Annotated in this window: 9 protein-coding genes and 1 tRNA gene; 3 read left to right on the top strand and 7 right to left on the bottom strand. The window is 60.2% G+C overall.

What is annotated here, in order from left to right; all coding sequences use genetic code 11:
- Window positions 1-26 precede the first annotated feature (26 nt).
- The 3 genes from rpmE to AC1AV0_RS06905 form a co-directional block, all read right to left on the bottom strand.
- Window positions 27-239 (bottom strand): 50S ribosomal protein L31, encoded by a 213-nt coding sequence (gene rpmE, locus AC1AV0_RS06915; RefSeq protein ID WP_072725782.1) that lies wholly within the window; start codon window positions 237-239, stop codon window positions 27-29.
- A 129-nt stretch (window positions 240-368) separates the two neighbouring features.
- A tRNA-Ile gene (locus AC1AV0_RS06910) sits at window positions 369-442 on the bottom strand.
- A gap of 129 nt (window positions 443-571) precedes the next feature.
- Entirely contained in the window at window positions 572-1801 is a 1230-nt protein-coding gene (locus AC1AV0_RS06905) for an ROK family protein (RefSeq protein WP_476572472.1), read from the bottom strand.
- A 199-nt stretch (window positions 1802-2000) separates the two neighbouring features.
- On the opposite strand from AC1AV0_RS06905, the gene AC1AV0_RS06900 reads away from it, so the two are divergent.
- Window positions 2001-3524, top strand: coding sequence for a xylulokinase (locus AC1AV0_RS06900; protein WP_476572470.1), 1524 nt, complete (start codon window positions 2001-2003; stop codon window positions 3522-3524).
- A 261-nt stretch (window positions 3525-3785) separates the two neighbouring features.
- Here the strand turns inward: AC1AV0_RS06900 and AC1AV0_RS06895 are convergent, their stop codons facing one another.
- Window positions 3786-4448 (bottom strand): sugar O-acetyltransferase, encoded by a 663-nt coding sequence (locus tag AC1AV0_RS06895; protein WP_476572468.1) that lies wholly within the window; start codon window positions 4446-4448, stop codon window positions 3786-3788.
- Window positions 4449-4855: 407 nt separating this feature from the next.
- On the opposite strand from AC1AV0_RS06895, the gene AC1AV0_RS06890 reads away from it, so the two are divergent.
- Together AC1AV0_RS06890 and AC1AV0_RS06885 are read left to right on the top strand one after the other, a co-directional pair.
- Window positions 4856-5275 (top strand): glycerophosphodiester phosphodiesterase, encoded by a 420-nt coding sequence (locus AC1AV0_RS06890; protein WP_476572466.1) that lies wholly within the window; start codon window positions 4856-4858, stop codon window positions 5273-5275.
- Between the two features lie 238 nt (window positions 5276-5513).
- Window positions 5514-6944, top strand: coding sequence for an ATP-binding protein (locus tag AC1AV0_RS06885; RefSeq protein WP_476572464.1), 1431 nt, complete (start codon window positions 5514-5516; stop codon window positions 6942-6944).
- Between the two features lie 295 nt (window positions 6945-7239).
- On the opposite strand, the gene AC1AV0_RS06880 is transcribed toward AC1AV0_RS06885, so the two are convergent.
- From AC1AV0_RS06880 to AC1AV0_RS06870, 3 genes are read right to left on the bottom strand one after another with little or no spacing between them, the layout of a single operon-like run.
- Complete coding sequence (locus AC1AV0_RS06880) at window positions 7240-8664, bottom strand: carboxylesterase/lipase family protein (RefSeq protein ID WP_476572462.1); 1425 nt, start codon at window positions 8662-8664, stop codon at window positions 7240-7242.
- A gap of 56 nt (window positions 8665-8720) precedes the next feature.
- Complete coding sequence (locus AC1AV0_RS06875; protein ID WP_476572460.1) at window positions 8721-9863, bottom strand: family 8 glycosyl hydrolase; 1143 nt, start codon at window positions 9861-9863, stop codon at window positions 8721-8723.
- Window positions 9860-11605, bottom strand: coding sequence for a hypothetical protein (locus tag AC1AV0_RS06870; protein ID WP_476572458.1), 1746 nt, complete (start codon window positions 11603-11605; stop codon window positions 9860-9862). Before AC1AV0_RS06870 ends, AC1AV0_RS06875 begins: the two co-directional genes overlap by 4 nt.
- Window positions 11606-11810 lie beyond the last annotated feature (205 nt).

Genomic DNA, 11810 nt, shown 5'->3' with positions numbered 1-11810 from the left:
TGCCGAGCGGACTGGCGTGAAGTATGCTACTTGGTCTTCTTGCCGTAGCGCTTCTCGAAGCGGGCGACGCGGCCGCCGGTGTCGAGAATCTTCTGCTTACCGGTGTAGAAGGGGTGGCACTTCGAGCACACGTCGGCCGTCATATGATCGCCATTGGCGGTGGAACGGGTGACGAAGGTGTTGCCGCACGAGCACAGAACCTCGACGGCATGATAATCGGGATGAATACCCTGCTTCATGGTGTGTCTCCTAAGGGATACGGGGGACCCGGGTCGCCATGCCCCTATGGCAGGCGTGAACCGGAACCTATGGGATTGTACGCCCACCTCAAGATTTATGCGAGTCGCACAAGAAAAGAAAGAGAAGAGTGGGGCTGCAGGGGCTTGAACCCTGGACCGGCGGATTATGAGTCCGATGCTCTAACCGACTGAGCTACAGCCCCACGCCAGCTGTCTTGGACAGCCAACTCGCCTAGTGTATCAGCCAGCCAGACAGACACGGCGCAACACACGCCTCCCGGACCCTGGACCGGCGGATTATGGGTTCCGTATACTTCCCTCTCACGCCCACGTCAGGCTTCGGGCATGAAGTGCAGCGGGTCGTCGATGAAGCGGCGCAAACCCATTTCGGCGGCGCCGTACAGCGAGGGATGTTCGGCGACCGGCGGCACGAACACGCGCACCTGCCGTTCGGGCGAGCCCAGCACTTCGGAGCGCAGACGGCCGCCGAGCACGCTGGCGAGCTCATCGCCGAAGTATGTCCACAATCCGCCCAACAGCACGGTGTCGATATCGCACAGGTTGATGGCCGAGGCGATGGCCGAGACCAGCGCGTCCACGGCGCGGTCCACCACGCCCGCCACCACGGGGTCGCCGCTGCGCCACCCCTGCAGGAACCGTTCGAGGGCCTCGCTTGAGGTGGCCTCATCCCCTTCGGCCAGCCCCGCGGCCTCGATCAGGGCGCGGCGGCCGGCGAAGCATTCAAGGCAGCCATGGCGTCCGCAACTGCACACCGGGCCGTCCAACGACACCGACATATGGCCGATCTCACCGGCGAATCCCTGCACTCCGGCCACGACCTCGCCGTCGCGCACCACGGCGCCGCCGATGCCGATGTCGGTGGAGAGATAGATGAAGGAATCCGTGCGGCCCACGACGTTCAGGAAGTTCGCGCATTCGGTGGCGTATCCGGGAATCTGCGCCAATGCGGCCATCTTCGCCTCGTTGCCAGCCACCGCGTCGAGGCGGCGCACCACATTGAAGCGGGTGAGGTTGATGTTCTCCCAGCCGAGGTTGCGGGCCACCAGCAGCCACATATCCTCGGTGACGAGGCCGGGCAGGGCGAGTCCGGAGCCGACCACCGTGCAGCCGCGTCTCTTCAGGCGGCTTTCGAGGGGAAAGGTCATCGCGTCGAGTTTGGCGAAGATGTCGTAGGGATCGGTGCCGGTCATGTCGGCGCTCACCCATTCCTGCCCGAGGGTGTCGCCGTTCAGGTCCAACGCCAGACAGCCGTATCCATCGGTGTTGACCTGCAGGCCGATGCCGCAGAACCGCCCGCCGCGCACCACCAGCGGAGTGCTGGGGCGCCCGAAGGCGGTCGATACCGCGGGAGTGCCCTCCTCGATGACGCCGCGCTCAAGCAGCATGGAGACCAGCAGCGACATGGTCGCCTTGGTCAATCCCGTGGCTTTGGCCAGATCCGCCCGGCTCATCGGCTCCTGAGCGCGCAGCAGCGTATCCAGGGTGACGGACAGATTGTGATTGCGCAGATCGTCCTGGTTGATCCTACGTAAAGCTCCCATATCGCTGGCCTCCTTTCGCTCAGTGAACGCCTCCAGCGGTCAATTCGACCACCTTGTCCGGCTCCCTCGACAATTCGACGCGCTCCATCGCCGCGTTTCAGTTGCGTTTTGCCGCTGGAATACAGTATAGTTTATTCGTCTAACTATATTGCTCGCGGCGCGCCGAACACAGCGGCGGGCCCTCACCGAGGAGGAACACATGGCGAGAATTCTTGTGGCTGGCGTCGATACGTCAACTCAATCAACAAAAGTGCGTGTCACCGACGCCGCCACCGGCGAGATGGTCCGTTTCGGACAGGCCAAGCACCCCGACGGAACCAGCGTGAATCCCGAATTCTGGTGGACCGCATTCCAGGAGGCCGCGGCCCAGGCCGGCGGTCTCGACGACGTCGCCGCCCTGGCCGTCGGCGGACAGCAGCACGGCATGGTGCTGCTCGACAAGCAGGGCAATGTGATCCGCGACGCCATGCTGTGGAACGACGTCAGCTCCGCCCCGCAGGCCGCCGCCCTGATCGACAAGCTCGGCGAGGCCCCGGCCCAGGACGGTGAGAGCGAGGATGCGACCGCGCGCGGCAAGCAGCGCTGGGTCAAGGCCGTCGGCTCATCCCCCGTCGCCTCCTACACCCTGACCAAGGTGGCTTGGGTGGCCGAGAACGAGCCCGAAAATGCCAAGAAAATCGCCGCGGTCTGCCTGCCCCACGACTGGCTGAGCTGGCGTATCGCCGGCTACGGCCCCGTGTCCGAAGGCGAGGACGCGCATCTGGAGGCGCTGTTCACCGACCGCTCCGATGCATCCGGCACCATTTACTATGATGCCGCCAGCGACACCTACCGCCGCGACCTGATCGCCATGGTGCTCGAAGCGGCTTGGGGCGACGCGGACGCCGCGAAGGCCGCCGCCGAGGCGATCGTGCTGCCGACCGTGCTGGGACCGCGCGACGCGGCCGAAGTGAAGGCCGCATCCGCCATCGCAGGCAAGGATATCGAAGGCGGATGCCTCCTCGGCCCCGGTGGCGGCGACAACGCCATGGCCGCGCTGGGCCTGGGCATGGCCGTCGGAGACGTGTCCGTCTCGCTCGGCACCTCCGGCGTGGCCGCCGCCATCGCCCAGAACCCCGTCTATGACCTGACCGGCGCGATCTCCGGCTTCGCCGACTGCACCGGCCACTATCTGCCGCTCGCCTGCACCATCAACGGCTCGCGCATCCTCGACGCCGGCCGCGCCGCGCTTGGCGTGGATTACGACGAGCTGGCCGAGCTGGCGTTCCAGTCCGAGCCGGGCGCCGGCGGCATCACGCTGGTGCCGTATTTCGACGGCGAGCGCACGCCGAACCGCCCCGACGCGACCGCCTCCTTCACCGGTCTGACGCTGAAGAACACCACCAAGGCGAATCTGGCCCGCGCTTTCGTCGAGGGACTGCTGTGCTCGCAGCGCGACTGCCTTGAGCTGATCCGCGCGCTCGGCGCCGAAATCAACCGCATCCTGCTGATCGGCGGCGGCGCGAAGTCCGTGGCCATCCGCACGCTCGCCCCGGCCATCCTCGGCATGGACGTGACCCGTCCCGAAACCGACGAATATGTGGCCATCGGCGCCGCACGTCAGGCGGCATGGGTGCTCTCCGGAGATGTTGAACCGCCGGCATGGCAGCTCAACATCGAAGGCACCGACACCGCCGAGCCCACGCCCGCGGTGTACGAGGCCTACGCGGCTGCGCGCGGCTGATTCCGCCGCCCAAGAATTCAGACAGCCAACAATCAGGCCGACGGGTGCGGAGCCCACCTCTGCAGACTCCGCACCCGTCGGCCTTCCCATATCCGCACGCGTGGCATAGATGCCATACACCGGCGCCCACACCACGCTGACACCCCGCCAAGCGTGGCGCGCTTGCCACATACCGACATACACGCCACGCTCACGAGCTTTAACGGAAACGGGGGGCGCGGTCCGACACCACATCGACCACACAAGATCGGCCATATGAAATCAGCCACGCTGAGCCGACCATGCGAGGTCGGACGGCGCGGGGCCTTCCACCTCGGCGAACGCGGGATCGTAGTCGGGGATGGATTTGACCACGCGACACGGATTGCCAACGGCGATGGAGTCGGCGGGGATGTCATGCGTGACGACGGAGCCGGCACCGATGATCGAGTTGTCGCCGATGGTCACGCCGGGGCAGACGGTGACGTTGACGCCGAACCATACGTTGTTGCCGATGGCCACGCGGGAGGTGTGCTCCCATCCTTCGAGTCGGGTGGCGGCGTCGAGCGCGTGGTTGGGCGTGGCGATGGAGCAGCGCGGACCGATCAGACAGTTCTCGCCGATGTCGATATACCCACCGCCGACGATCAGGAAGTCTTTGTTGATGAAGGTGCCTTTGCCGATGGTTAGGCCGATGCCGTAGTCCACATTGAATGGCGGGGTGAACTGCACGCCCTCCCCCGCGCCCGGGATGAGCTCGTGGAACAGGCGGTACGCTTCGTCGGGATCGTCGAAGTAGACGCGATTGATGGCGGCACACGCCTGCATCGCCTGCGCGGTGTACGTAGGCAGCGTTTTCGACTTGCGGTATTGCATGGGGCGTCCTGAGAACAGGCGCTGGATATCCTCGTCCATATCGATCAGGCGCTCGAGATCATCGGTCATGACGGCAACCCTCCTTCATCGGAGATTGATAGTTAGATGATTTAACTATCATAGCGCGGGCCGGCGACCCGCGTCCCGCGCCGCCCATTTCGCGACACGCCGAGAAACGAACACTCATGTTCGATTTTTCTCGAGAGATAACAAAAGTGTTGTTCGATTTAACAGAAAAACGAACAGAATACCAAACAGACCAACAATACGCCCCAGTTTGCGAACAACTTCGAGAATCCAACCAGAAATCCCTGATTTCCGTCATTTTCACCACTTTGACGGTGGTAGGCTGTAACGCAGACGCCACGACGGCGTCGGGAAAACAAAAGAACAATCAGTCAAAAACGAACATCATATGCATCACATAGAGAACATAGTGGATGTTCGTTTACACCATCCAATGGAGAGGGACAGACATGGCAGACAACAAGACCATCACCGTGAATCTGGAGATGTTCGGCAAGGACGCCGCCGCCAAGACCGCCGCCGCGAACAAGGTGGCCAAGGAATTCGGCATCAGCGACGAGGCGCTCGCCCAGGTCGAGGACTTCAAGGCCGAACTCACCAAGCACAACGCATGGGGTCTGCCGTTCATGGGCTACGTGAATGAGGATGGCTACGGCTACGCCTACGTGCCGGACGCCGCCATCACCATGACCCCGTACTGGGACGCCCACCAGGCCTTCCTCGCCCTGCCGGAGGATGTGCAGACCGCGTTCGCGATCCGCATGCTCTTCACCCACCGCGAGGTCGACCGCTACGGCGCCAACATGTTCCTGCACTACCACCGCGGTTTCACCGTCAAGTGGGAGGGTGCCGGCGCCAACCAGTACTGATCGGCGAAAAGCGTTTCCTAAGAGGCGCTTCTTAAGCTGAAACTTACACCCCCATGGAAGAGGTCCGCACAACGGCGTGCGGACCTCTTTCGTTATGCCCTCGCCGTGGTGAAGCTATCGTGCTTACGATTAACTTGCTTACGATTAACTTGTTCATAAGCAAGTTAATCGTAAGCAAGTTATAATCGTTCTGAACGATACCCACGACACCACAACGCCCACGGCGGAGGCACTACCTATGACATTCATCGGACGAGAAGAGGAACTCACCGCCCTCAACGAGCTCATCGATAAGAACAGCTTCCAGATGGCGGTCATCTACGGTCGGCGACGCGTGGGCAAGACGGCCCTTATCTCACACGTATGTGCCATGAGCTCCCAGAGAGCGCTCATGTTCACCGCGCGAGAACAAAGCTCGGCCAACAATCTGGCCGATTTCTCCCAGGCCATATACGAATTCTTCGGCATCCCCGCCTCAGCCGGAGCCATCGGCAACTGGCTCGACGCCTTCACCTTCATCGCCGAACAAGCGCAGGCGGACGCGGAGCACCCCTTCATTCTCGTCTTCGACGAGTTCCCATACGCGGCTGCGACGGAGAAAGCCCTGCCCTCCATCCTGCAAATCGCCATAGATCACTCGTTCAAGCAGACCAACATCACCCTGATTCTGTGCGGCAGCAACGAGGGGTTTATGGAAAGCGACGTGCTCGGCGCGAAAAGCCCGCTCTATGGCCGCCGCACCGCGCAGATACGGCTCAAACCGTTCGATTTGTTCACCGCGGTGAAGCTCATGCCCTCGCACAGCACGTGGGAGGATGCCATCCACTACTACGCGGCTCTTGGCGGCACACCCTACTATCTTGAGCAACTCGACGAGTCGAAAACATTCAGCGAGAACATCGCGGCGCTATGCTTCCGCACCTCGGGAATCCTCTATGAGGAACCGGCCATGCTGATGCGTCAGGAATTACGGGAGCCCGCTCTCTACAATTCCATACTCAATGCAATCGGCGCCGGGCAAACCCGCCCCAAGGAGATCGCCGAAAAAGCCGGGGTCGACTCCAATACCGTCGGAGCGTATCTGAAAACGCTCTCCGCTCTTGGAGTGATTCAGCGAACGGTGCCTTTCGGGGAGGATGCATCGCGATCCAGAAAAGGACTGTGGACGTTCAAGGACCCGTTCTTCGATTTCTGGTACCACTTCGTCAACCCCTACGTTTCGCTGATCGAAAGCGGCACCGCCTCCGGTGCCGTACGATACGCCACCTCCGGAGGAGTGTTCGAAACCTATGTCGGCACGCAGTTCGAGAGCCTATGCATGCAATGGTTGCTGCGTGAATGCCGCGAGGGACGATTGGACTTCCAGCCCACGGCTTTCGGCAAATGGTGGGGCAATGATCCCGTGGCGCGCGAGCAAACGGATATCGACATCGTCATGACCGATTCGTTCGACCATAAGATGCTGTTGGGCGAATGCAAGTGGCGCAACACCTTCGACGAATCCGAAGCGATCGACAAGCTCAAGCGGCGCACCGCGCTTATCGATTTCAAAGGTGAGACGGCCTACTACCTGTTCAGCAAGCAGCGCGCGTCCGAAGGCACCCGCGCGAAAGCCGATGGAGACCCCTCGCTCACCCTCGTCGATGCCCAGACCATGCTGGAGGGATGAACCGCATCCGTCATGCGATACGGAACGCAGCGGCATGTCGCCATCGGCCCGTCGAAGTAGACGCGGCTGATGGCGATGTGCCACTTCCTTAGGTTTTTTGCACGACACGCTGAAATATTCGTCAGGTTTTTTGCACGACACGCTGAAATCTTCCTTAGGAAAATTGCAATCTCATGAGCGTCCCGGCAAACTTCATCCCTCCCGAACTGCGATAACGACCATCGCGCCTTCCTCTGAAGCATGAATCGACAGTCCGGACACGAGTTCGAAGAAGCTGCGGACGACCGCAAACACATCAAGCATGTCGACCGGAACCAACGGACAACGTTTTCGAGAACACCATTGATCTTGCGGAATCGGTTTTGAATCTTTCCCATTGAGGCAACGGGTTACCATCCATATCTGAACCATTAGGGTCTCCCGAAAGAGCAAAATTCGTCCAATATGAGCACATCATGCGAGCCAGATCATAATGCCAGCCGACAAATGGACGCCAGCACTTCGAAAGCGTTCCGAATGTGAACCACAAGTCGCTCGAATGGAAAGCACCGGCATCATCGCCAGGCATGGGGACGTCGAACCGATAGTAGAACGGCGCTTTGCCGCCGGCTTCCACCCATAGACGCCCAAGTTCTCGATTGCCTTCCTCGCCTGCGGCGACCAGCACCCCGTCTCGCTCTTCATTAAATTCGTTGGTGGTGTTCCCGAATAGCAAATCAATGCCGCCGCATGCACCGGACTCGATAGTCCTCGCATACTGATCAGTCAGAAAACGGCCATCAACGCATGGAATCCAATTTTCCACCATGGACCAGCCACCACTCGATTCCGCAGGAGGGGAAAAGGATTCCGCCGCCGCAAGCAAATCATGCGCTGGTATCGCACGAGCCTTGTCCAATGAGTCCACGCCAAGATGGCGCAAGAATCGTTCACCGTTGCGCTGGGCCTCGCTCAACGACCATATATGAGTGTTAAACACCCCAACGCCGCCGCTGCTTTGCATAATGGCCCGCTTGAACATGCCTCGACTCATGGGCGAACATACCTGCGCAAGCACGCTTGCACCCCCTGCGGACTGTCCGAACACCGTGATGTTGTTCGCATCCCCGCCGAAAGCCGCGATGTTGTCACGCACCCACTGCAACCCCATACGTTGATCAAGGAATCCAAAATTCGCACACGGCAATTCACAACCGTCGCCGTATCCATTGTTCAAATCAGGGTGGGCAAAGAAACCAAATACGTTGAGCCGATAAGTCAGACTGACAACCACAACACCCCGACGAGCCAGTTGGTAGCCGTCGAATTCCTTCTCCGCAACGCTTCCGCACTGATAAGCCCCACCATGGATCCACACCATAACCGGTAGACCCTTGACATGTGAATCAGAAATTATGCGAGTTCGATCCCCGACGCCGCAAAGGGCCGGGGTCCAAATGTTCAGGTAGAGGCAGTCTTCGGACATCGGGGTTTCCAAATCCATCTGCCACTCTTTACCATAGAAATCATCGGGCGATCCCACTGGCTGCATCGCCATAGGCGCGAATGCATGAGCGCAGCGCACTTCCTGCCAAGGAGAGACTGGCTGCGGAGGCATCCAACGCAGATTTTCCACAGGCGGCGCGGCAAAGGGAATACCGCGGAACACCGTGACGCATGGGTCGTCTTCGGATAGACCTTCAACCGGACCGCAACCTGTACGCACAAGACGGATAACCATAGATTCCTCAGTTCTTACGTATTACAGTGAACCATTACTGGACCGAAACGATATCTTCACCACGCATAACGGTATTCACCGCTCAGGGCGAGCATGGCGAAGGCGTAGAGGAAATTGTCGTAATAACGACGGGACCCCACGCGCATCGGAGTGTTCCAGAACATGTCCACCCAAATGCGGGCGTTGTCGCGCGCATCCGGCGCATCCGAGTGCCACGAGGCCAGCGAGCCTTCGGCGGTGGCGGCGATGAATCCCACCGGATGCAGCACCGTCTCGTCCACGGCGGTGCCGTCGACCGCATATACGCTGGTTCGGTCATGGGTCAGGAAGAATCGCTGCAATGCCGCGACACGATCGCTCAGCGCAGGAACCGGATCACACCACACCGCGTCCAATCCGATATTTCCAGCGGTTCGATAGGCATCGGAATAGAAGTTCCAATGTCCGCGCTCGCACACATGAGGAGACCCATCGTAATTCGAATATTCGGGATTCAGTCCGGTACGCTCATCGCACGCCTTCACCAGATAGTCGCGGCTGGCGCGGGCCGCCGCCTTCCAGAACGCGCGATCCTCTTCATCAGCCTCTTCAGCGAACACCTCGTAGAAATGCGGTAAATGGTACGAGGGATCCGTCCATTCGGTTTCGGGGATGAACTTGATAAGTTTGTTCTCCGGGTTCCACATCGACTCGCCTGCGAAATCCTCCCCGCGATCCGGTTCGCCTTTGTGCACGCAGTAGCGCAGAATCTCCCGCGCCTGCGCCGCATACGCGAAGATGCCACTCCCCTCGCCCCAGCGTCGTGATGCGAGGAACAACGCCATCGCGAAGTATTCCTCACCATCGGGGGCGGGGCCGTCCACATTGGGTACGCCGTCGGGACGCACCGACCATGCGAAATAATGCGCATGATGCCCTTGCGGCATATACATATACCGCATCACCCAGCCCCAGAGTTTGTCGAACACGTCCTGACGGTCGTATTGCACGGCGATCATCATCGCGTAGCTCATGCCTTCGGTGCGCACGTCATGGTTTCCGGTATCCATCACATAGCCCAGTCCGGTCTCATTCTCCCAATAGAACCGGTTCGGGCCTTCAAAGATCTCGTACCAGACCTGCGCCACACGACGGTCAACCGCTTCCTGCTCATAACCGCACTGCTCTAACAGCGATGCGCCTGTGTTCCGTTCAATCATTCCTGGTTCTCCTTTCCATGAGTGATGTGCCGATCCCAATACAAGCCGGTCAATCCATCAAGGATGGACCCGATGGCCCATGGCATCAGCGCGAACCATGTGCTGGATACCGAGCCGTCTTCGTATCGCTCTTCCAACAGTCCCTGGCTGTGGCAGAAACGCTCCGACATCCACCCCACCTTGCCATAGTCGTATTCGCCGTCGAAGGTGTTATAGGTCTGGCAGCTCCACAACACGGCATCCTCCATACGGGAGCGAACATAACCGTCCTCGCGGCGGTCAAGGTAGTAGCGCATGTCGCCGATGATGTTACTGGACATCGGATGGATGTGCGGATTGCAGGTGGATGTGACACTTCCGCCGCAACTCGACCAGCCAACCTTGCTGAGTGGCGGCACCGTGATGGGAGAGTTCCAGCAGAAGCGGAACGTGGATTCGTAGGCGAGCGCGTCGGCGAGATGGTCGAGGTAGAGGTCCTCGCCGGTGATTTCATGAAGCAGGCGCGTCGCCTTGACGTAGGACAGCACTCCTTCGCTATCCACCGCTTTCGAGGTGTCCAACGGAGCTCCATAGCATTCCATATGACGCACGTACGCGTCATAATAATGCCGTTCCGACGTCTTCAATCCGTCCAAATCGGACATATCGCCACTGATTTTCGACCAATACACGCTCGCAGCCAGGCACCAAGCTCCCGCGAACGCTCCATAATCCAGTCCCGCCCCCGTTGCTTCACTGAAGATGAAGGGATATTCGCCGTCACTGTTACGCTGCGCGGCGAGCCTCGGAACGACATCTCCGACCATATTCAACCAGTCGTTGTGTTCCGTATTCGCCAGATCACGTTCGCACTCATAGGATTGCAGCACGTAGTACAACATCTGACCGACCAGATAGGCGCTGTGTCCCGGTTCGGGGATACGGTCCCGCCACCAGCCGCGGTTACTCCAAACGCCATCATGCACAGCATCGAATGGCAGACCATTGCCGGGGTTGACGCAATAACGCACGATATGGTCGATGCAATCCAACGCCTGCGCACGCATCCGCTCGTCGCGGAGCCTTAGACCGCTGGCCAGCATAGGGGCGGCCGCGGCCATGCCGTTCGTCCAACTGCTCGAGCCCAGTTTCTGATACAGATACGGACCATCGTCGAGCCGTGTTCCCAGATCACTGGGACGGTCGAAGACGAATCCGGCATACATGTGGTCATCGGACAGCCACGCGTCGCGGCTCACCGCTCCGGCAAGATCGACCACAGCGCGTCGGGGGTCTCCCACAGCACGGGGAGATTCATGGAACCGTCGATACACAGTCTTCAACGCCGGGATGATGCCGCGCTCGTCTTGGGACTCATAATCGAACACGTCCACGCATACGACGGCGCGGCCGCCTGCGGGCAATACGAGACATTGGTCGTCGATTCCCGCTCTGGACTGTATGTTGGCGGAGCTGACGAACAGCCAGGGCGCATTCTCATATCCCAATGTCACGCCGACCAAGGCGATCCCACGCACCGGCGCGTCCTCGGCATCGGTGGGCAATGAACAGGTATACCCCGTGTATTGCACGAAGTCGCCGTCATCACCGGTCTCGTGGCTGATTACTAAACCGTCTTCGCCCCGGACCAAATACGCGCCCGTCGCAACGCCCTGGACTCTGCCGGCGGCTACGGCCAGAGCGCAAGGATTCGCCAAACGATCCGCGCGCACCATCCACCATGGCGAAGCCGGCAGTGACACCTCACCTTCACGCATTCGCGGAAAACGGTCCGGCGTCGAAAGCGGCGCCTTGCCGCGGTTGCGCCCGTACATGAATCCCGGTAGAAAGAACCGTGGCTCATCGCCTTCCACAGGCAGATCGACACGAACCACGCCTCGAAACGTCACACTCGAAATGTTCGTAAACGTCAAGGTATAACGCCATGGGGTGTCGGCACCACCGTCG

It is taken from the genome of Bifidobacterium sp. LH_558, from assembly GCF_056356295.1.
Note: the sequence above shows the minus strand (reverse complement) of the source record. Positions and strands in the feature narration are given on the sequence as shown.

What these genes read in the sequence shown, in the direction of transcription:
- AC1AV0_RS06900 (WP_476572470.1), top strand. Translation starts at nt 2,001, where the DNA reads ATGGCGAGAATTCTTGTGGCTGGCGTCGATACGTCAACTCAATCAACA.
- AC1AV0_RS06905 (WP_476572472.1), bottom strand. Translation starts at nt 1,801, where the DNA reads ATGGGAGCTTTACGTAGGATCAACCAGGACGATCTGCGCAATCACAAT.
- AC1AV0_RS06890 (WP_476572466.1), top strand. Translation starts at nt 4,856, where the DNA reads ATGGCAGACAACAAGACCATCACCGTGAATCTGGAGATGTTCGGCAAG.
- AC1AV0_RS06895 (WP_476572468.1), bottom strand. Translation starts at nt 4,448, where the DNA reads ATGACCGATGATCTCGAGCGCCTGATCGATATGGACGAGGATATCCAG.
- AC1AV0_RS06880 (WP_476572462.1), bottom strand. Translation starts at nt 8,664, where the DNA reads ATGGTTATCCGTCTTGTGCGTACAGGTTGCGGTCCGGTTGAAGGTCTA.
- AC1AV0_RS06875 (WP_476572460.1), bottom strand. Translation starts at nt 9,863, where the DNA reads ATGATTGAACGGAACACAGGCGCATCGCTGTTAGAGCAGTGCGGTTAT.
- AC1AV0_RS06885 (WP_476572464.1), top strand. Translation starts at nt 5,514, where the DNA reads ATGACATTCATCGGACGAGAAGAGGAACTCACCGCCCTCAACGAGCTC.
- rpmE (WP_072725782.1), bottom strand. Translation starts at nt 239, where the DNA reads ATGAAGCAGGGTATTCATCCCGATTATCATGCCGTCGAGGTTCTGTGC.